This is a genomic window from Spirosoma sp. KCTC 42546 (assembly GCF_006965485.1).
In the GTDB taxonomy this organism is placed as follows: Bacteria; Bacteroidota; Bacteroidia; order Cytophagales; family Spirosomataceae; genus Spirosoma.
On record NZ_CP041360.1, the window covers coordinates 5,248,415 to 5,269,861 of the forward strand.

Here is a 21,447-nt window from a genome sequence, read left to right on the forward strand (position 1 = left end):
GAGGTAATCTTGCACTGGCAGAGACATAAAAACAGCTATTTTGGCATTTTTTTGTACAAATTATCCATCCCACTAAATAGTCAACTACTTTACGAATCTTCCTACTTTACCCTCTATTTTATCAAACCAATATGAATGCCCTTCGTACATTCCTCATCATTAGTCTTTTATCACTAGCCAGCCTTAGCCACGCAGCTAAGATCGATACGGTGTCTACTTATAGCCCGTCGATGAAAAAGACGATTAAAGCCGTCATCATGACCCCGGATTCATACACGCTTGGCAGCGAGCTCCCAGTGGTTTATCTGCTACATGGATACAGTGGCAATTACAGCGACTGGGCGAAAAAAGCACCAAATCTGGCACAGAGTGTTGATGCGCAGCAACTTATCATTGTCTGCCCCGATGGAAATTATGGCAGTTGGTATTTCGATAGCCCCGCTGATCCTTCGTTTAAGTACGAGACTTATGTAGCCAGTGAGTTGGTGTCGTGGGTAGACACCCATTACAAAACCATTAAAAACCGGCAGGCGCGCGCCATTACGGGACTGAGTATGGGTGGCCACGGGGCTTTATACCTGGCGTTCCGGCATCAGGATGTATTCGGAGCTGCGGGCAGCATGAGTGGTGGCGTCGATATTCGCCCGTTTCCGAATAACTGGGACATGGCCAAACGATTGGGTCCCTATGCCCAGTTTCCCGAACGATGGGAGCAAAATACGGTTATTAATCTGCTCCATTTGCTCACACCGGGAGCTCTGTCGCTAATCGTTGACTGTGGCACCGACGATTTTTTCTTCCGGGTCAATAACAACCTCCACGACAAATTATTGGAGCGCAATATTGCCCACGACTACATCACCCGCCCCGGCGCTCATAACTGGAATTACTGGGCCAATGCGGTAACGTATCAATTGCTATTTATGCGGCAGTATTTCGACAAACAGAAACGGGAGTAGGCCCTTTTTGAAATAAGTTTACAACCCCTAAATCCCCTGAAGGGCAGGGCTGTTAAGTGCTGAATTTAGGTTAGTAAAATTAACTTTTCAAACGCCTGTCCATTACCCCCCCAACCCCCTGAAGGGGGAGTACTCCGAAGTGGGTTTTCTCCCCCTTTAGGGGGCTGGGGGGTAAAATAAGCCAATAAAGAGGATGATTAAGTAAAGAAAATTCAGCACTTAACGGCCCTGCCCTAAAGGGGATTTAGGGGTTATGGCAGCATTCTAACTATTAAAAAGAGTAAGCAGGTTAAGAACAAGACTTTCAGTTTACTACTGTTATCAAAAGCACATGCTCCCTTTCCGCCGGTTCACCACCTTACTTTTCGTACTGCTTTCCGTATCAGTCTACGCCCAAAAGACAATTCGGATCGCCTGCGTTGGCAATAGCATTACCTACGGAGCTACCCTTAAAAACCGGGAACAGGATTCCTATCCCGCCCAGCTTCAAAACCTGCTTGGGGCTGGCTACGAAGTGATGAATTTTGGCGTGAGTGGCCGAACTCTGCTTCGGGATACGCCAAGTGCCTATACGGCGACGGAGCAATACAAAGAAGCGCTGAAAAGCAACCCAACTATTGTGTTCATTAAACTTGGCACTAATGATAGCCGGTTACCGTATCGCCTGAAAATCGACCAGTTTGTAGGTGATTATAAATCGCTGATTCAGTCGTTCAAAACCCTAGCTTCCAATCCCCGCATCATTCTACTACTGCCCGTAACGTCGTTTCTGACCGATACTACCCGCCAGGTCGATGCTGCCATCAGGAAACTGATAATTCCCCGCATCCAGCAAGTGGCTTTCGAGGAAAAGCTGGAGTTGATCGACTTACACGCCCTGACCGTAACCGACAGCCTTTTATTCCCCGATAAACTGCACCCATCCGCTCCTGTGATGACCACCATTGCCCGGCGTTTGTACGAAGCGGTTACGCTGAAAACACAACCGAATTTTGACATCTTCCCGAAAATCAAAGAGCCCATGACGGTCTCCTCTTTCTACGGGTATGATTGTGCCGATTTCACCTTCGAAGGCAGAGCCTGTAAGGTAGTTAAACCGCGTGTTGTGGCCGCCGGAAAACCCTGGATCTGGCGGGCGCGTTTCTGGGGACATGAGCCACAGACCGATATTGCCTTGCTGGATCGTGGTTTTCATCTGGTGTATTGCGATGTGGCCGAACTCTTTGGCAATGCGGAAGCCGTTTCGCTCTGGAACAAATTTTACAAGTACCTGCACAAAGCTGGCCTATCTGATAAAGTAAGTCTGGAAGGCTTAAGCCGGGGTGGTATCTATGCGTACAACTGGGCTGTTGAAAATCCGAAGAAAGTAGCTTGTGTGTATGTCGATGCGCCTGTTCTGGACCTAAAAAGCTGGCCGGGTGGCAAAGGAAAAAGCAAGGGCAGCCCAAGCGATTGGGAGATTTTCAAGAAAGATTACGGATTCACCACAGAGGAGGAAGCAGTTAACTTCAACGGGAATCCCTTAGACCGGGTGGCGCAGATTGTAAAAGGGAACTTCCCAATGCTACACATTGTAGGTGATGCCGACGATGCCGTACCTGTCAGCGAAAATACCGAACCGTTTGAAAAACAAGTGGTAGCGTTGGGCGGCAACATCACCGTTATCCATAAACCCGGCGTCAACCACCACCCACACAGCCTGCCTAACCCAACACCCATAGTTGTGTTCATTTTAAAATCGGCAGGGCAGTATGTGTCTTTTGCTCAATAAGCGGCAGTTGGTTCGAAGTAATTGGTTCATGACATTTGACCTCACGGCAGCGGCCCCCGTCCTCGCTTGGTAAAGCCAAGCAAGAACGGGGGTAACCAACTTTAGCCCCTTCCCTTATTTCAAGGGGAGGGGTTGGGTAGGGTATTATCAGTCCCTACAACTTTATAGGCATCCAGCCCAGCCTGTAATCGTTTCTGAATAACCCGCCGAAGTCGTTCAGGCTCAAGTACGTGCATGCCCTCACCGAAGCCCAGAATCTCCTTCTCCAGCTCAAAATTATGCTGTACCCGAAGTTGAATAACAATGCCCTGTTCCGTTCGCTCCACAACGTGCTGCGAATGGTGAAGCGGTTTAGTTTCAACATAGGGGGCATGCAGCCGATTAACAAATAACTTCACGTTAATAGGCCGTAGATTCTCGCTGACCGATACGCCAATCACGTCGTGATAATGTGCATTAGGGTCGATGCTCTGATTACATACATAGTCAACCTCAGGGTCAACACGAATAGAGAGCATCCGATCAAGCGCCAGGTTCATGAGATACCCTTTACCATCGCGCACGCCAACGGCAAACCAGCGGTTTTTAAACTCTTTCAGCCACCAGACATGAAAGCAAAAGGTTTGTGATAGCCGCGCGGAAAAGGACTGGTATTCAATCTGGAGAGTCCGCTTCTGGATAACCGCCTGATACAGCTCGTCCAGAAAATGAAGCCCTTTGAGGTGCTCGTTTTTCTCAAAATCAATAACCGGCACCGACTTCTGGGCCGTTGAATACACATGATCTTCCAGCTTCTGGACCACTTCGTTAAGTGCCGTAAAATGCGAAAATCCTTTAAATTGCTTTAAAACCTCTACGGCTTCGTTCATCCGTGACAAGTCGCCGTCCGACAGCGGAATGTTGGTAATGCTGTAGTTCGGGTCTTCGTAGGTATAGTATTTTTTATCCAGTACAACAATGGGAGCAAAGTAACCCAGCTTATCGCTTCGCATCAGTTGAAGGTCAGCCTGAACGGTACGCCGGCTGATGCCTTTGTCGATGCCTTCGTACTCATAAAGTGCTTCTGAAACCGCTTCAATCAGGTCATCGAGTGCCCATTTGCGCATCCGATTGCGTAGGCAGGCATCCAGCGTTTTGTAGCGTACAAGGGCATTTCGGTTAGCAGGCATATTGATTTACGACTTTTGACCGCGCGGGCGGCCCCGTTACGATTCACGAGGTCTGGTTGCTGGTCAGTTTATTCAGTGTATCGACTAAGTCTTCGCTTTTTTCAGAAAAATGAAAAAAAGTACCGAACTACGCAAAAAGACTGCGCAATAACCAGTAACCTTTGAGTCATAAAGTTAATCATCCTTCGAATTGCCGTGGGGAAGTTGACTTAACAGCAATAGAACGCTGATTTTTAGGATCAATATGATCTGTCATGATAAACTACAATTTTAGGCTAATTTATTGATTGGCCTAAATTATAATCATCCTAAAAATCAGCGTTCCAGCACAACAGTAAAAGACAATGGAAACACCAATTTCACTAGACGATCTATTAACATTGGGGCCAATCCCCGATCAGTTGCAGGGAACGTTTCTTCGCGTGGCAAATGGCCTGGTACAACGGGCCGGATACCCTAAAGAAAAAGTAATGGGTTTGCTGGCGCAGATGCTCCAGAATCCTAAAAAGTACGCTTACTCTAAAAACAAGGTCACTAATCTGGCCCAGTCGATCTATGCGTTGAACAAACAAGGTATAGCCGTTCCACTGAGCGAGACAGGCGTAACGTACCTGCCTCCTGACCCAGCACCGTATGTGGTAACCGCTCAGGGAGAACAAGCTGAACAAACCTTCGACCTGCGTACGGGACCACTCCCCTATGCTGTATTTGGGCGTGAGCAGATTGAAGAAGGTGCGTTAAAACAAATGGAAACAGCCGCTAGCCTACCCATTTCGGTAGCGGGTGCGCTCATGCCCGATGCCCACCAAGGGTATGGGCTTCCTATTGGTGGCGTACTGGCTACAGAAGCGAACACGGTCATTCCGTTTGCGGTTGGGGTCGATATTGCCTGCCGAATGTGCCTGTCGGTTTTCGATTTACCGCCCGCCTTTTTGAAACGCGAACCGCATTTATTGAAGAAGTCGCTGGTGGAGCAAACCAAATTCGGAATTGGGGGCGAAACCCGCGAGAAAATCGACGAGAGCGTTATGGATTTACCCGAATGGCAGGCCACCAAAGTGATCCGCGATTTAAAAGACAAAGCGTATCGGCAGTTGGGAAGCTCGGGCACAGGCAACCATTTTGTGGAGTGGGGCATCGTGGAGGTATATGCTCATGACGATCTCCTGAATCTGCCACCGGGCGAATACCTGGCCCTGTTATCGCACTCAGGATCGCGCGGATTTGGGGGTAATGTGGCAAATTATTACTCAAAACTGGCCATGCAGAAAACCAAACTACCCAAACAGGCTGCCCATTTAGCCTGGCTGGATTTGGCTACGGAAGAAGGACAGGCCTACTGGATTGCCATGAATCTAGCGGGCGAGTATGCCTCTGCCAACCATCATGAAATCCATAGAAAACTGGCAAAAGCCCTACGTGAAAAGCCATTGGTGATGGTTGAAAACCACCACAACTTTGCGTGGAAGGAGAAACTGGCCGATGGCCAGGAGGTGATTGTTCACCGAAAAGGAGCCACACCCGCCGGATCTGACGTGCTGGGAATTATTCCGGGATCGATGACACAACCGGGCTTTGTGGTGCGGGGAAAAGGCAATGCAGAATCGTTGAATTCAGCCTCGCACGGAGCTGGCCGACTGATGTCGCGAACCCAGGCGTTTAATACGCTCACCCGCTCCCAATGGAACAAAGCCTTAACAGAAGCCGATATTCAACTTATTGGCGGGGACCTGGATGAGGCCCCAATGGTTTACAAAAACATTGAGACCGTCATCAATGCGCAAAGCGACCTGGTTTCGGTGCTGGCAAAGTTCACGCCCAAAATTGTTCGGATGGCCGATGCCAACCGGAAGGAAGGACGTGAAGATTAACCCTATGAAGCGGTCGAACCAATTCGACCGCTTCTATTTTTAGCATCAGGACCGTTGCCGACGGCGTTCTTTTAGCTGATTCATCATCTCCTCTTTAATGGTCAGGTATTGCTTAAACTGATCTTTGTCCAGAACCTCCTTCAGTTCCTTATCCTTATTTTTCATAATGGATTTGGCTTCCCGTGCGGTTTTTAAATTTCGCCCACCAGTTTCGATCACCGACTGCATCTGTTTGGCATACTTAAGATTGATGTCAGACACGGACGTTTCCTGCTCGGGCGATAGCTTCAGCGTTTCTTTCATGCGGGCCGTTTGGCGCGTAGCTCGCTCTTCGGATGTGCCAAGTTGACTACCACGTTGGGCAAATGAAGCAATAGAAATGAGAATCAGGGAAACGGAAAGAATGAGTGTTACAATATTGCTTTTCATGATGATTTGATTGGTTTGAGTATTGTAGCGTGGCCGGGACTGGCAGACAAGATGCTGGTACGCCAGCCCGGCCGCGTTACTTAAGTGAATAATTCTTAAAAAAACTCCAGATGAGGTCATTATTGACGAAGGCTGTGGAAGGTTCATCGCCAATAAAACGAACGGCTTTCGTACCACCCGGCCAGGAATGCCCTCCATCTGCAGTCAGGTAATACTGAATTTCAGCCCCATCCTGACAACCCGACCATTTATAAAAGCTGTACTTGTCGGTGGTTTTGACAGTCTCCTTTGTGGTCGAGCACCCGGCTAGTTGCGCAAAAACAGTCAGTGTACTATCTACCGGCGAATTCCATTGCTTATTGATACTTTTCGTGCCAACGCCCCCTATATACGGCACATTCCGATCCAGTTGCGAATGAATGTGAAGAATCGGTATGACCCGGTTGGGTTTACAGGCAGTTTTTAATTGCATGGTTCCTGAATTGGCCGCAATAGCCGCCAGTTTATCCGGTAACTCACAGGCTAACCGGTAGCAGAGCATAGCACCATTGGAATGCCCCAGCGCATATACTTTCTTAGGATCGACTCGGCGGGTAGCCACTAGTTTATCAATCAGCTTTCGGATAAACCCCACATCGTCACTGTGCTGAACCGACGCAATTTGCCCACAACACGCGCCCGCATTCCAAGTGCGTAAGCCTAACACACCAGGGTTTTGCAGCCCATCCGGACAAACGGTAATAAATCCTTCCTGATCCGCTTTTTCGCTCAGCTTCGACTGTGATTCAAACTGCTGACCACTACCCCCTCCCCCATGCAAAGCAATAACCAGGGGCAACAGCTCATCATGTTGCTTGTAGGCAGGTGGCAGGTGTAGCCAATAAATTCGCGTCTGCTCATCATACCGCAACGTATCGCGAACACTCAGTTCTGGTGGCGAAACAGGTGCCAACTGTTGAGTTGAAACGTAATGGTTAATAGGCGAATACCGTCCAAGTGAAGCCCAAAAGGCCAGCATACTAAAAAGCAGCTTACTCATGATAAAACGAGTTTTGTCGTGTTGCCAGGTCTATACTCCCTAGTTGTTTCATAATCACAGATTGGTTTTAGTTGTTCGTCTGTTAGGTGATTTAGACGATACAAACCTATAGCTTTGACGAGGTGACTGCTGAAAAACAAAGGTGAAGACGACAAATTGGACAGTTAAACCGCTAATGAGCAAGTTGACTGTGGCAATGCTGGTTATACCAATCTACTATGATCAATGATGAGATATTGCTTTCTTATCCCGATGGTAGGAACGATAGGCAGCCACTAAATACGCTAAGCTGGCTACTACATAGGCAATGGGCAGTGCTTTTTTACCATCCTGCAAATACAGAATACTCACGATGCTTAAAACGATAGCCTCAACCAGAAACACCAACGCATCGAAGCTTTTGATATACTTTGCCAGTCGATGATGATAAATGGTTAAGCCGATGATAACTACGCCTATACCTATTAATACTGAACCCATTATCTCATGGTGATGCTCAATTTTATCAATCCCTTTAATACTGATAATTACACCTGCTAAGGCATGAGCCATTTGCTTCCGGGTTTCTTTCGATAAGGCCATCAGATCGTTTTTGGTAAAGAGTGTATAGTTCAATTAGCAGTAACAAATCGTATAAATTACCCTACGTAAGTATACAAATAAAATTAGTGTCAAAAGTCCTCCATCCATTTTTTAAATAGACTAACCCGCTCTTTACTAATAAACACCAGCTCTCTGGGCGTCGGTTGAAGCTTGAGTTGAAGACGCCCATTGACATACAGTTCGGCCTCCCGAATACTGTTTCGGGACACGATATATTGGCGGTTGGCCCGAAAAAACTGTTGTGGGTCAAGCTGGGCATCCAAGTCCTCCAGTTTCAGATCGATGGGATAACTGAGTGGGCGGTCCGTCGCACGGTGGTCCGTCACACGGCGGTCCGTCGTGCGATCAAAAAGGGTTGCCGAAACGACCCCACCGGCAATGGAACAATAGGCTACATCAGCCACTTTAAGCGGCAGCAACTTATCGCGAAACTGAATCAGAAAACTTTGCCGATACGTGGGAGTCAGGAAAGTCTTTCCGCTTAACAGGATTTTTACCTGCTGAACCAGTTCGTCGGCAACGGGTGTGGCAAGTGATCGGTATTTTTGTAGACTGGCTTGTAGAGCATCACGCTCAATCGGCTTCAGTAGGTAGTCTATACTATTATGCCGGAACGCCCGGATTGCATATTCATCAAAGGCCGTTGTAAAAATGATCGGGCAGGCTACAGGCACCTGCTCCAGCAAGGTAAACGACAGTCCATCAGCCAGTTGAATGTCCGAAAAAATAAGATCGGGCTTGGGTAGCTGAGGCCATTGCAGTTGGCCTTCCTCAATGCTATCAAAGACAGCGAGTACAGTTACCTCTGGCTCAAGTTCGTGCAGCAATGCCGCTAAATGGTTAGCCGCTGTCTGTTCATCTTCAATCAGGAGAACACGCATCAGGTTGCTGGAATAATGGGTAAATGGACGATAAATTCATCATCCGTGCGCAAAATTTGAATCGACTTGCCAGTTAGCAGGTGAAATCGACCGTCAAGATTCGTAAGCCCGCTTCCCATTCCATCTGAGGGGTCGAGCTTGGGCTGATAGGTATTACGCACAATAATACACCCCCTGGCAACATCCGCACTCAACTGAATTGTAAGGGGTCGACTGGTAGAAACGATGTTATGTTTTACTGCATTTTCAATCAGCAGTTGCAGCGACATAGGCGGGATCTTCCAGGGAGCATCCGTGGGCAATTGATTGTTGATGTACAAGTTGCTTCCAAATCGAATCGACAGTAGATAGGAAAATGCAGATGTGAATTGGAGCTCATCGGCAAAAGAAACCAGCGATTGTTGTTGAACCTGCAAGGAGTAGCGTAACACCTGCGATAATTTAGCCAGATACTGTTGGCTCTTAGGTTCCCCTTCCCGAATGAGCGAGCTAAGTGCGTTCAGCGAATTAAACAGAAAATGCGGATTTAACTGGTTTCTGAGCGTATCCAGTTGTGCCTGTAAACTTTGTTGTTTCAGTTGTTGGTTCTCAGCCTGCATCAGTCTGTTCTGCTGTAATACGTTCAGGAAATTACCAATGAGTAAAGCAGTTACCCAAACAAAAAAAGTCCGAAAATAAGAGGTAGCCATTACTAATATGGGTCGCTCTGGATACCAGGATAACAAGACAAAGGCAAATAAACCAGTCAGGAGTAGAAATAACAGGAAGTTGAGCGCATACCAGCTCAATACACTAAATCGGGGGTGATGGGGTTGATCCGTTAACCCATATCGGTCTTTCGTGACCCGGTCTTTCACAACGCGATTCAGTTCAATAAAGAGAAACGTGAATACAATATGAAAGCATAGACGACTCATCGAAAAACCTGCATCAGGAATACCCGGCATCCCAACCCAGCGAGAGCGGGCTGTTAAGGTGATCAACGGTAAATCAACTAATACAGCCACAATAACGGATGCAAACCCGGCAATCTGGCGCCAAGACATACGAGTATTCATACGTCCAAGATAAGAAACCAGGTCAGCACTTCTGGCCAGAAAGCAGGTAAAGCTGGAAAATCCGTTAGTCAACCAGATAAATTAGTGCCTAAAGATTCATGCCTCTTCTTCTCTTCTACTGAGTGAATTCTTTTTCGCCAACTACGCAACCATCCAGACGGCCCCAACGTACCGGGTAACATATCGAAGCCCGGTGACTATGCAAGACATAGATATAGAGGAATCAAATTTCAGCATTCGTACACAAGAAACCTTACAGATTCTTGTGTACTCTGATGTATTCCAGTATCCACTCACAAAAAAAGAAATTTATGAACGAGGCAAAATAACGGTCAACGAATTAGAACTATGTTTAAATAAATTAATTCAGGAGAACAAACTATATTTAATAAACGGCTTTTACACATTACATAATGACAACCAACTAGTTAGCACCAGGCTAAAACGAAATCAATTAGCCAAAAAATTTATGACCTCTGCCATTCTCATGACAAAGATTATTGCCAATTTCCCCTTTATAAGGGGTGTATTTCTGTCTGGATCAATGTCGAAAGAGTGTATGGATGACGATAGTGATATTGACTTTTTTATTATAACCAGCCCAAAAAGGCTGTGGGTTTCTCATTTGTTTTGCAGTTTATTTAAGAAAATATTTTTATTAAATGAAAGAAAATATTTTTGCTATAATTATTTTATCGACAGCGAACATCTGAAAATAACAAATAAAAGTATTTATACAGCAATAGAGCTAAAAACGCTAATTCCTTTATACGGATATTCATACTACAAGCAACTGCAAGATGAAAACAATTGGGCAACTGATTTTTTTCCTAATTATCCTCTTTTAAAAAACAATGACGTATTTACAAAGCAAACTTATTTTCAAAAAACACTTGAATTCGTATTAGATAATAAACTAGGGGATTGGATTGACCAGCGTTTTTTAAATTGGTCTGTAGCCAGGCGAAGAAAAAAGCTTGATCCAAAATTATTTCAAAATACAGATTATTATACTAACTTACAGAGTTACGTTGCTAAAGCGCACATAACAGATACGCACCCAAATATCATTAATGAATACGCTAAAAAGTTACAGTATTACTCTTACTTTGAAGCTGATAAATGAAAACAAAAATCTTATTCAGCAATACCTATTTTTATCGTTTTGACAAAAAACAGTGGGAAAGCAAAAAGCCGTATCCGCCCTATGGAACTATGCTTGCTGCTGCTATAATGCGGAGTACTGGTTATGATGTAGAATTGTTTGACGCTAGCCTGGCAAAATCACCTGCCGATATTAGTGATTGCTTAACTAAATTTCAACCAGACTATTTAGTCATTTTTGACGATAATTTTAATTATCTGAGTAAGATGTGCCTAACGGTGATGCGAGAAGCCTGCTTTGAGATGATACGGTTAGGCAAAAAAGCGGGTTGTAAGGTAGCTGTAAATAGCGCCGATGCAACCGACCACTTTGATAAATATGTACAAGTTGGCGCCGATGTAGTCATGTTGGGTGAAGCAGAACAGACTTTACAGGAATTAATTAGTCAAAATTTTACAAAGCCAGATACTATAAACGGAATTGCTTTTAAAGATGGAGAATATATAGTAACAACTCCAAAAAGAAAACCGTTTAATAAGCTAGATTCATACCCAATACCTGCATGGGATCTACTCTCAATAGGTGAGTATAAACAAATATGGGAAAAATCGCAAGGTTATTTTTCTCTGAATATAGCCACCACCAGAGGTTGCCCTTTTAAATGTAACTGGTGTGCGAAACCCATATACGGCAACAAATACAATTCCAGGTCTCCTAAACAAGTAGCTGAAGAATTAAAACTTCTAGTAGAAAAAGGAGCCAGTCATTTTTGGGTATGTGATGACATTTTTGGGTTGAAACCCGGTTGGGTAAACGAATTCAAAAAACACATACAAGAAATAGGCTTGAAAATAAAATTAAAAATTCAATCACGAGCCGATTTATTGGTAAAAGAAGATGCTATTCAAGATTTGGTAGACGCTGGCCTTAACGAAGTCTGGATAGGAGCAGAAAGTGGATCACAGAAAATTTTAGATGCGATGGACAAAGGCATTACACTAAATGAAATTGAAGTAGCCACACAGCTCTTAAGGAATAAAGGCGTAAAAGTCGCCTTTTTCTTGCAGTACGGATACATAGGTGAACAATGGGAAGATATTCAAAAAACGTTAACAATGGTAAAGAAACTATTGCCAGATGATATAGGCATTTCAATCTCTTATCCATTGCCAGGGACTTTATTTTACGACAAAGTAAAATCTCAATTACAAAGCAAACAAAATTGGGAGAACTCCAATGACCTTGCCATGATGTACAAAAGTACGTTTTCTCCAAGATTTTATCGGCAATTATATAAATATACGCACAAAGTTTATCGGAAAGAAATAGCGATGAATAACGTTAAAAATTATTCATTGCTGGCAGCTGTGAAGCTGCCTTACCTATGGTTACAAGAAACAATAAGTAAAAATTACATCTTACCATATTTAAGCGACAAAAGCCTCAAGAAGCAACAGTCGATTAATTAGCTTACCATAGCTATATCATATAGAACTAGCCAGCCCTAACCGATTTGTGAGGGAGCTAATAGTAAACAAGTTAATTAAGGCTTCCAAAGCCAGAAGAAATAATAAATAAAAATGAAAGAAAATAATACTAATACCAAAAATGCAAAAATTGCTTTTGATACTCAGTCTATCATATTTGATAACCTATATGCAGACAATTCAATTATAGACTATAAAAGGGCAAGAACTAGATCTCACTTAGAAAAATACCTGATAAAGGAAAGTAAATTATTAGAATTAAATGCAGGAACGGGCCAAGATGCTGTTTATTTTGCCCTTCAAGGTCACCGGGTCCATGCAACAGATATATCAGATGGCATGCTCTCCCAACTGGCGAAAAAAATAGTAGAAAAAAATTTATCTAAATCAATTTCATACGAAAAATTATCTTTTGATAAGCTTAGCAGCTTACAAAACAGAGGGCCATACGATGCCATATTCTCAAATTTTGGCGGATTGAATTGTACAGATAGATTAGATAATGTACTAGATTCATTCGCGCCATTACTTAAGCCAGAAGGAACAGCAACGCTAGTTATAATGCCTCCTTTTTGCTTTTGGGAGTTTATGATGCTTATTAAAGGAAACTTTAGATTAGCCTTCCGTCGATTATTTGCAAAAAAAGGCGCCAGTGCTCATATAGAAGGAGTATATTTTTCATGTTGGTATTACTGGCCTTCTTTTATAATAAATCGATTAAATACGAAATTTAAGATGGTGGAACTTGTAGGTTTATGTACAATTGTGCCGCCTTCTTATCTTGAGAAATTCCCGCAAAAATACTCAACGCTATATAACCTTCTTATAAATCTAGAGAATAAACTAAAAAACAGAAGCCCATTCAAGTATATTGGTGATTATTATATTATTACACTGAAGAAAAATGCACAAAATTACCACTTACCAAATTCTGCAAAATGAATGTAGTGAAAGGTATTCGAAAGGCTATTGGGATGTGGGTGTTGGTCCCTTTGACAAAACAGTATTTATCTAAGGACAGGTATGTGCAGATAGCAAATATACATTTGAAAGTACCAACAGGCGTTTTTCACCCTACTCTATTTTTTAGCACTAAATTCTTGCTTGATTACATAAATAGTCAGGTAGTATCGCAGGCAAGTGTCCTGGAACTAGGCGCTGGGTCGGGGCTTTTATCTATAGTATTAGCCAAAAAGGGAGCACTAGTTACTGCATCGGATATTAGTGCCATAGCCTGTAAAACAGTGGCCTACAATGCAACGGCTAATGATGTTTCCATTGAAATCATCGAGTCCGATGTCTTTGATGATTTTGCAAATCAATCTTTTGATTTAATAGTCATAAATCCACCATATTACCCCATAAACCCAAATACAGAAGCAGAAAAAGCCTGGTATTGTGGCGTCGATTACGACTATTTTCATAAATTATTTGGTCAATTAGCAGCCTTTATGGCAAAAGACGGATTTGCCGTCATGGTACTTTCGGAGGACTGCAATAGTAAGTTGATTAGCCAATTAGCAATTAAGTATGGATATGAATGGGCAGAAATCCGTCGAAAGAGATTTAGATTTGAATGGAATTATATTTTTAAAATCAAACACACAAATTAACCAGTCAGTAATTATAAAGATGCAGATCATTTTGTCTTTATGAATAAGAAAAATAAAATTCTTTTATTCAATCCACTTGTAACAAAATTCAAGGCACGGCTACCGCTCTCTATTCTACAGGTTGCTGCATCTGTTTATGGACAATATGATTTTGTACTGGTAGATGGGAATCGCGAAAAAGACGCCTGGAATAAAATAAAAAACTATCTTGACACAGGAGATTTTAGTTATTTTGGATGCACTGTTATGCCTGGGCCACAATTACGGCAGGCTATACCTTACACAAAACAAATCAAAGAACAGTATCCTTATATTAGCATTATTTGGGGCGGTTATTTTGCATCAAATCAGTACAAGGTCTGCATCGATTCAGGTTATGTAGATTATATTATAAATGGAATTGGGGATTTAGCTTTCCCTGCTTTATTATTTGCTTTAGAAAATAAACAACCTCTATCAACTATTAATAATCTAATTTTCAAGGAGAATAACAAAGTAGTAAAAACGCATAAAATTACATCGCTTGATATGGATGCCTTACCAGCATTACCTTATCAGCAACTTGAAGCCCACTACCCTATCCAATCTTATTTTGGCAAAACTCATCTTGGCAACAAAACTTCATTATACCATAGTAGTTTTGGTTGCCCATTTACATGTTCCTTCTGTGGAATAGTGCCAATTTTTGAAGCAAGATGGAAAGGTGTATCTGCTGAAAGGCTATATCATGATGTAAAATATTTAAAAGATACTTATGGTGTAGATTCTATTGAATTCTGCGATAATAACTTCTTTGTATCTGAAAAAAGAGTTAGTTCATTTTGTGAATTAATTAAAAACGAAGGTATAAACTGGTGGGGAGAAGCGCGTATAGATACCCTTGATAAGTTTTCTGATAAAACGCTCGCTGCCATGGCAACTGCCGGATGTAAAATGATTTTCCTTGGAGCTGAGACGGGTAATGAAGAAACCCTCAAAGCTATTGACAAAGGTGGCACCCAAAACGCAAATCAAATGATCCGGTTTGCGGCCCGGCTTAAACAGTTTTCTATTATTCCTGAATATTCATTTGTACTAGGTTTTCCTGCCGAAAATCCGGAAAAAGTAATGGCAATGATAGATGAGGACATTCGTTTTATTAAACGCGTAAAAGAAGCTAATCCTGATACAGAAATCATACTTTATGTGTACAGTCCTGTGCTAACAGAAGGTAGTGACTTATACGAACAGGTAAAAGCCAGCGGCTTCCAGTTTCCATCCAAACTAGAAGATTGGCTGGAGCAGGAATGGAATGGTTTCGACTTACGTAAAAACCCATTGACACCCTGGCTTACAGCATCTATGATTGATAAGATCAGAAATTTCGAAGTTGTATTGAACGCACGCTTTCCAACTGCACAGGATGTTAAATTAACCAACTTCCAACGAAAGTCTATTTCTTTGCTCTCAAAAATAAGGTACCAAACCAACTTCTTCCACTTCCCTTATGAGCTTAAATTTTTACAGCGGTATTGGCTCAGGTATCGACAACCTGAGATTGAAGGAGCAACTGTATTATGAACACTAATTTACTAGCTGTTATAAAAAAAGAATCCTATTCATCAGATGAGGGGGTACTATTGTTGACCGAGTATTTACCTAAGCAAACCCATGAAGAGTTTTATTTGAAACTTAGAGCAAAAGAAAATAGAATCTTAACTGATGACATTGTAAAAGCATTACCAAATATATCTAAAGCGGTTCCACATTCTGATGAATGGTCATTTCGGAAAGCTACTTCAGATCAATTTTGCAAAAATCTATGTGACCAAAACAAAATGGCAAACGTCCTTGACCTAGGTTGTGGGAATGGATGGTTCTCTGCTAAAATGGCATCGCACTCATTCATACATGTTATTGGAATAGATTTAAATTTACCAGAGTTAAAACAAGCTCAACGGCTTTTTGCTTCTCCTAATTTACAGTTCTGCTATGGAAATATTTTCGATGATATTTTTTCAGAAAAACAGTTTGACTATGTTGTATTAAACGCATCTGTTCAGTATTTCCCTTCTATATCTGCTTTATTTAGCCTTTTATTCACTTTATTAAAGCCATCTGGACAGATTCATATTCTTGATAGCCCATTTTACGAAGCCAACGATCTGGAGCAAGCCAGAAAAAGAACATCCATATATTATCAGTCAATGCATCAGCCCGAAATGATAAATTATTACTTTCATCATAGTTTTAATAGCCTGATGCCTTTTAATCCTATTTATACAAAAATTAAACTTTCATTTTGGCATAAAGTAATTAAAAAATCGATACACCCATTTTTGTGGGTTACCATAAAAAACTCGTTAACATCATAGGTAATTAATTAGCAAGTAAGCTTTCATACAAGTTCGCATATTTCTCTGACTGAGCAGTTAAATCATGGGTTTTGCTCCAGGCAATCCCATTTAATCTAAGCTCATTATACAATTCTGGTTTCCTGATTAATAGGAGCACGTTTTCAACTAAAGCATTTATATCACCAACAGGAGCCGCTAATGTAATCCTATTTTCTAAATCGTCGATAAGGCCAACGCGTGTTCCGCATACAACTACGCCTGAAGCCAGCGCTTCATTAACAGCTACAATTTGAGCATCAGATAAGGCGGTATGCAATAAAATGTGTGCTTGTCTAAGATAAGTTGTGAGTTCTCGATTGGGTTGACGTCCATGAAACGTAACTTTATCGCTTAAATCCATTTGTTTTGCAAGCGCCTGTATCTCTCCATCTAGTGTATCCAATCCAAGTACATCCAGTTGAGCATCCACATATTGAGTTATTTTTTGGAATGTTTTAATAAGTGTTGGCAAATCTTTTACTTTATTTATATCACCCAGGTAGATAAACTGATAGGGAGATTCTAGCGTTTTTTCCGTGACAGGAAATTTTGCTAAATCAATACCAAATGGTATAACCACAATTTTTCGGTATGAGAGCGCGCTGTTCAGTTTCTTTGACTGATAATGGGAAGGCGCGATTAGTACGTCAACGTATTTAGCCGTGTACTTTATAAAGTTCTTGGTCAATCCGGATTGAAAAAGGCCATAGTTTATGGCTGGAATACTAGTTACTTCTCCTCCCGCAACCGTAATAGCGGTTTTTATACCCAATAGCTTGCCAATCATTAAAGCCAATGTACCAGACGGAAAGGCCCAAAAAGCATGAATAATCGTGTATCTATATTTAACACAAAAATAAATTAACTTAAAAAACAGATAGATAAATCGGATAAGTACGTGTGTGTACCCTTCAAATGGTATCCCAATTAATTGATAACCTTTAGGTTTAAAATCTGGCACAACTCGTACGAACGAAAAAACGGTTAACTCATAGCTCTTTGCTATTTCTTCACACAATTCAATAAACCAGCAATTGCCTTCCCCCTTATAATTTCCGCCTATTCCTCCATTTACGATGAAAGCAATACGTTTTTTTTTCATTATCTAATCAGCAAACTTTCTGCAATCGAAATGATCATTTCAGGTGAATAACGGCTTAAACATAAGGGCACCTGCCCAAACTGGCATTGAGTTTTCATACAATTTCCACAAGGCAAATCATCTGAATTTAAAATATGTACATTTTCCCCTTCTTGTGCGCTTCTATTTTTATGGGTTGATCCAATTAGGGCTACGGTAGGAATTTTGAAGAGCCAGCCAATATGTAATAGTCCAGAATCTTCAGAAATAAGTAACTGCACTTTTCGGGTAATTAAAAATGCTTGTAATAAAGAAGTTTTTTCTGTTAAATTAATTACTCTTTCCCCTAGTTCTGCCTTAATGTACGCACTTGTAGTGTTTATTTTTTCGGTACCAAGCATCAGGAATTGAGTATGTGGGTATTTCTCAAGCCAAATCCTGGCGAAAATTACGTAGTTTTCTATTGGCCAGTGACGGCTCGGGAAAGCACCTGCTGGATTCAGGATTACAAGTTTTGAGTGGCCGTCCCATCCATTATCTACTAAAAGCTCAGTAGTAAGTTTCGAATCCGTTACCTGCAAGTCGGCCTGCTCATAGGTATTCAGTAATCCGCATCGTTCAATAGTTTGAAAGTACCTAATCGAGCCCATTTCATCACCTAACGGGTCGAATTCAGCAAATGCTTTTGGGGCTAAAATTTTTCTGATCCACTGACTTACCGTGTGATTTTGAAAATCCAATACTACTTCGTAACGCTGTGGAATAAGTTTAATCGCCAACCAAATGGCATGGAAGAGCTGCCTAAACCGTTCGTTTGAATCAGTGAGTGACCAAACGTTACAAAATATACCCACGTATTCTGCTATTTCAACTTTTTCGTACTTGGTTAATAGATCAATCTGAGCCGTGGGATATTTATTCTTTAATGCCTGTAAATATGGGTAAATCCCCAGCACATCACCAACTGCCTGAAAACGCATAGCGAGAATACGCTTAGGTGGTCGATTTAATTGCCAGGGCTTTGTTGAAATTTCTTTTTTCATATTTCAGAAAGTATCTAAATCCGCATAGGTGCATCTAAAGAGATGGTATGGTACATTAGAATTAAATTTTTTATATAATATCGGCATTGTTTCCATTCCCTGATAATACGTAGCAAACAACGATTCTTCAAAACTGCCTTCATGAGTTTGAAAAATAATAGCATCAAGTCCGCTCCAGTAACAAATGGATCTTAATTTTCGCATTGCCTGTTCGAATCTCTCGGATGAATGTGTTTTTAAATCGCCAATAAATAAATGCTGCCCACGAACTTTTATCCAAAATGTAGTATCGTAAAGGCTAATAAAAAAACTACCCATTTTTGTTTTATAATTTAAAAATTCAGGTGTCCTATTTATGGTTAAATATTCATTACTATCAAATGAATTAAAGGGTTCAGGGCAACATTGATATCGCTTTAAACTTTTCTCTGCTTGCAGTGAAATCCATTCGCCCAAACCAATCCGGTTCGCCACTTTCCAGACTGGTATATGGCGTAACGTAATACTATAGTTTTTAAAAATACGCCCAACCTGATAGCCTAGTTTATTGACAGCAATCCCATACGAATTTTGATTAGGCAAACCTAAGACACCTGTTATACCTTCAGCAGGTAGTTGCCGAAACATATAGTCGTTCAAAACAGCCCATAAGCCTTTTTTTGCATAGTCGGGGTGCGTTGCAGAATCACAGGATTGTACGCCTGTATAAGCCTCTCCTTTGTATAATAGTGGGACTAACAAGCCCATTTGATGGCTGACTGCAAGGTCATCATCAAAAGCAGTATAACCCACATTATCAGTCCCTAAGAACTGAGTGGCATACTTTTTTTGTAAGGAATCCTGATTAAAATTTGCCCTCGAAGCGGCATTAAGCAATTTACTTATTGCCAGATAATGCGAACTATTCGATCGTTCAATCCGAAAACCATTCCAATTTTCGGTTACGGGTTTAGAGGTAGCGCTCATTCAGTAGGCACCAGATTTGGTTATTTACTGATAAAAATGGGTTATTGCCGAACCGTTTTTGTAATTCAGGTATCTGCTCGTCTGATTCACAATTTAAATTTCCGGGTAACTGCCTGCGGTAGCCCAGCTCGTTTGCAGCTTTCACCACATCCAGGTTATAAAGTCCATACGGAAAGGCAAACGAATCAATTTCGGTATTTGTAATACGCGTTAGCCATTGCTTTGAAAACCTCATCTCCTCAATGACTTCGTCAAGAGGCCTTCGGGTTAAGTCAGCGTGAGTATGCGTATGTGATCCAATGGTTGCATAAGGTGATTTTGCCATAGCAGCAATTTGCCCCTCCGTCATTTGCAAATAATAATCCTCAGGAAAGTCACTCATTTTCAGGCCTAATTGAGCTTCCATTTCCTGCATAAACTCTTCAATTTCACAGAATGGAAGCTTCCTCAATTCAAGATGCAACGGGTCAGCTTTTTTTTGGGAATAAAAAACCCTGTGTTGGTTTTGGCTGTAGCTTTCTCCTTTAAACACAAGGCGCCGGGCTTTAAAGCGCAACATGTCGTAAAAGTCCGTCCAAAGATAATCGTAGCCTTTCTCTCTGATGGCAGTGACAAAAAAGGTGGCCGGTACTTGATATTTTTCTAAAATGGGTAAAACACGTGTATAGTTATTTTTGTAGCCATCATCGAAGGTTAAAGCAATAGTCAGTCGGTCAGTTGGAAGTGTACTTTCATAATACTCCTTTAATGGTACAATATTGAAATTTTCTTTATAATATCGTATCTGTTGCTCAAATGAATACTCACTAATAAATCGGCTATTAAAGTCTTGTAAGCCCACAGCATCGACCCCATGATAGACCATAATACGTTTACCAGAAACATATCTCAACAGCTGATCTTTCCCACCAACAGTACAAATAAAATCGTTGAGCGGATAACGTATTTTTCGATAGATCTTTTCAACGAATGCTTTCATCTCGACCACATCTTATGTTCAAATTAAGTATTTCCTAGAGCCCAGGTAAATAAGCTTCTAAATATAGTAGAAAAGCATGATCAATTTGAATCAAAAAAAAACAGATGTTTAGTATAATTACAATAACATATAACAGAAAAGACCTTCTGAAAATTACGATCAATTCCGTATTAGCGCAATCCTACAGTGATTTTGAATTTATTATTATCGATGACGGATCGACCGATGGCACCCGGCAAATGGTTACTGAGTTTATCGACTCCAGAGTTAGCTATTATTATGTGAATCACATTGGCTGGCTCTCTAAAATCAGAAACATTGGTCTAGCTAAATCGACTAGAAGTATCATTTGTTTACTAGACTCCGATGACTATTGGCATGTTAATTATCTTCAGGAATTAAGCAGTATTTACGCCAATAAGCAGATAAATTCTGTTATTTCAAATGCGTTAGTCTTTAACAATACTACAGAAAAAACTTTATTTTATGCTTCAGAATTACTATTAGGCCCGGGGTATATTTTAACGTATAGATTAAAAAATCACTCTCCCCTTATTTACCCAAGTTGCTTCTCATTTCTCAAAAAACCAAACCTGCGATTTAATGAAAATTTAAAATGGGGTGATAACGATCTAATTTTACGCATTTTAGCTCTTGGAAGCACTTACATAAGCAAATCAGAGCTGGTTTTCATTCGAAAACATGACAAAAATATGAGTAATAATAAAACTAAGGATTCGCTATTTATACAGGCGTATACTGAAGAGTTTATTACACTTAATTATTTAAAAGACAATAAATTTATTAGTGGATATTTGTACAGAGAGACTTATTCAACTTACCTGTATAAACAAGGAAATAATTTTCTAGAAATTGGCCTCAAATCCGATGCGTGGTTAGCTTATTTGAAATCATTTATACTGTTTCCTCTAAGGCTAAAACCATTTTTCAAGCTCTTCTTAATCCACCGATATGTTTAGGCCAGGTAGATAGTTAACAGGCACAAAAAAAGAGACTA

At 41.4% G+C, this 21,447-nt stretch carries 20 protein-coding genes; 10 read left to right on the forward strand and 10 right to left on the reverse strand.

Annotated features, from left to right (window positions below; translation table 11 throughout):
• The first annotated feature begins 131 nt into the window (after positions 1–131).
• Both EXU85_RS21570 and EXU85_RS21575 read left to right on the forward strand, forming a co-directional pair.
• A complete protein-coding gene (locus tag EXU85_RS21570) occupies positions 132–959 on the forward strand; it encodes an alpha/beta hydrolase family protein (protein ID WP_142774073.1) in 828 nt (275 codons plus the stop codon).
• Positions 960–1,290: 331 nt separating this feature from the next.
• A complete protein-coding gene (locus EXU85_RS21575; RefSeq protein ID WP_142774074.1) occupies positions 1,291–2,730 on the forward strand; it encodes a GDSL-type esterase/lipase family protein in 1,440 nt (479 codons plus the stop codon).
• Positions 2,731–2,849: 119 nt separating this feature from the next.
• Here EXU85_RS21575 and EXU85_RS21580 read toward each other — a convergent pair whose 3' ends face one another.
• Positions 2,850–3,899: a YafY family protein gene (locus EXU85_RS21580; protein ID WP_142774075.1), complete on the reverse strand. Its 1,050-nt coding sequence runs from the start codon at positions 3,897–3,899 to the stop codon at positions 2,850–2,852.
• A gap of 344 nt (positions 3,900–4,243) precedes the next feature.
• Between EXU85_RS21580 and EXU85_RS21585 the strand changes: the two genes are divergently transcribed.
• Positions 4,244–5,770, forward strand: a complete 1,527-nt coding sequence (locus tag EXU85_RS21585) for an RtcB family protein (protein WP_142774076.1) — start codon at positions 4,244–4,246, stop codon at positions 5,768–5,770.
• A 45-nt stretch (positions 5,771–5,815) separates the two neighbouring features.
• Here EXU85_RS21585 and EXU85_RS21590 read toward each other — a convergent pair whose 3' ends face one another.
• The 5 genes from EXU85_RS21590 to EXU85_RS21610 form a co-directional block, all read right to left on the reverse strand.
• The gene (locus EXU85_RS21590) at positions 5,816–6,199 is read right to left on the reverse strand and encodes a hypothetical protein (protein ID WP_142774077.1); all 384 of its coding nucleotides are present in this window, start codon (positions 6,197–6,199) and stop codon (positions 5,816–5,818) included.
• Positions 6,200–6,275: 76 nt separating this feature from the next.
• Positions 6,276–7,238 (reverse strand): PHB depolymerase family esterase, encoded by a 963-nt coding sequence (locus EXU85_RS21595; RefSeq protein ID WP_142774078.1) that lies wholly within the window; start codon positions 7,236–7,238, stop codon positions 6,276–6,278.
• Positions 7,239–7,460: 222 nt separating this feature from the next.
• On the reverse strand, positions 7,461–7,853 hold the full coding sequence (locus tag EXU85_RS21600; protein WP_142774079.1) for a hypothetical protein: 393 nt from the start codon (positions 7,851–7,853) through the stop codon (positions 7,461–7,463).
• Positions 7,854–7,909: 56 nt separating this feature from the next.
• Positions 7,910–8,722 (reverse strand): LytTR family DNA-binding domain-containing protein, encoded by an 813-nt coding sequence (locus EXU85_RS21605; protein WP_246859186.1) that lies wholly within the window; start codon positions 8,720–8,722, stop codon positions 7,910–7,912.
• The gene (locus EXU85_RS21610; RefSeq protein ID WP_168207842.1) at positions 8,722–9,768 is read right to left on the reverse strand and encodes a sensor histidine kinase; all 1,047 of its coding nucleotides are present in this window, start codon (positions 9,766–9,768) and stop codon (positions 8,722–8,724) included. The genes EXU85_RS21605 and EXU85_RS21610 overlap by 1 nt, the downstream gene beginning before the upstream one ends.
• A 211-nt stretch (positions 9,769–9,979) precedes the next feature.
• Here EXU85_RS21610 and EXU85_RS21615 point away from each other — a divergent pair, with 211 nt between their 5' ends.
• From EXU85_RS21615 to EXU85_RS21640, 6 genes are all read left to right on the forward strand, one after another.
• Entirely contained in the window at positions 9,980–10,906 is a 927-nt protein-coding gene (locus tag EXU85_RS21615) for a hypothetical protein (RefSeq protein ID WP_142774082.1), read from the forward strand.
• Positions 10,903–12,354 (forward strand): radical SAM protein, encoded by a 1,452-nt coding sequence (locus EXU85_RS21620; RefSeq protein WP_142774083.1) that lies wholly within the window; start codon positions 10,903–10,905, stop codon positions 12,352–12,354. The genes EXU85_RS21615 and EXU85_RS21620 overlap by 4 nt, the downstream gene beginning before the upstream one ends.
• Before the next feature lie 111 nt (positions 12,355–12,465).
• Positions 12,466–13,314: a bifunctional 2-polyprenyl-6-hydroxyphenol methylase/3-demethylubiquinol 3-O-methyltransferase UbiG gene (locus tag EXU85_RS21625; RefSeq protein ID WP_142774084.1), complete on the forward strand. Its 849-nt coding sequence runs from the start codon at positions 12,466–12,468 to the stop codon at positions 13,312–13,314.
• The gene (locus EXU85_RS21630; RefSeq protein ID WP_142774085.1) at positions 13,311–13,985 is read left to right on the forward strand and encodes a methyltransferase; all 675 of its coding nucleotides are present in this window, start codon (positions 13,311–13,313) and stop codon (positions 13,983–13,985) included. The genes EXU85_RS21625 and EXU85_RS21630 overlap by 4 nt, the downstream gene beginning before the upstream one ends.
• A 39-nt stretch (positions 13,986–14,024) precedes the next feature.
• Positions 14,025–15,545: a radical SAM protein gene (locus tag EXU85_RS21635; protein ID WP_142774086.1), complete on the forward strand. Its 1,521-nt coding sequence runs from the start codon at positions 14,025–14,027 to the stop codon at positions 15,543–15,545.
• Positions 15,542–16,339 carry a bifunctional 2-polyprenyl-6-hydroxyphenol methylase/3-demethylubiquinol 3-O-methyltransferase UbiG gene (locus EXU85_RS21640; protein ID WP_142774087.1) on the forward strand — a complete coding sequence of 266 codons (798 nt, stop codon included), beginning with the start codon at positions 15,542–15,544 and terminating at the stop codon, positions 16,337–16,339. The genes EXU85_RS21635 and EXU85_RS21640 overlap by 4 nt, the downstream gene beginning before the upstream one ends.
• Before the next feature lie 4 nt (positions 16,340–16,343).
• Here the strand turns inward: EXU85_RS21640 and EXU85_RS21645 are convergent, their stop codons facing one another.
• The 4 genes from EXU85_RS21645 to EXU85_RS21660 are packed head-to-tail and all read right to left on the reverse strand — an operon-like array spanning position 16,344 to position 20,429.
• On the reverse strand, positions 16,344–17,462 hold the full coding sequence (locus tag EXU85_RS21645) for a glycosyltransferase family 4 protein (RefSeq protein WP_142774088.1): 1,119 nt from the start codon (positions 17,460–17,462) through the stop codon (positions 16,344–16,346).
• Positions 17,462–18,484, reverse strand: a complete 1,023-nt coding sequence (locus EXU85_RS21650) for a glycosyltransferase family 9 protein (RefSeq protein ID WP_142774089.1) — start codon at positions 18,482–18,484, stop codon at positions 17,462–17,464. Before EXU85_RS21650 ends, EXU85_RS21645 begins: the two co-directional genes overlap by 1 nt.
• 3 nt (positions 18,485–18,487) lie before the next feature.
• Complete coding sequence (locus EXU85_RS21655; protein ID WP_142774090.1) at positions 18,488–19,450, reverse strand: GNAT family N-acetyltransferase; 963 nt, start codon at positions 19,448–19,450, stop codon at positions 18,488–18,490.
• The gene (locus tag EXU85_RS21660; RefSeq protein WP_142774091.1) at positions 19,434–20,429 is read right to left on the reverse strand and encodes a polysaccharide deacetylase family protein; all 996 of its coding nucleotides are present in this window, start codon (positions 20,427–20,429) and stop codon (positions 19,434–19,436) included. The genes EXU85_RS21655 and EXU85_RS21660 overlap by 17 nt, the downstream gene beginning before the upstream one ends.
• A 104-nt stretch (positions 20,430–20,533) precedes the next feature.
• Here EXU85_RS21660 and EXU85_RS21665 point away from each other — a divergent pair, with 104 nt between their 5' ends.
• Complete coding sequence (locus tag EXU85_RS21665; RefSeq protein ID WP_142774092.1) at positions 20,534–21,409, forward strand: glycosyltransferase family 2 protein; 876 nt, start codon at positions 20,534–20,536, stop codon at positions 21,407–21,409.
• The last annotated feature ends 38 nt before the right edge of the window (positions 21,410–21,447 follow it).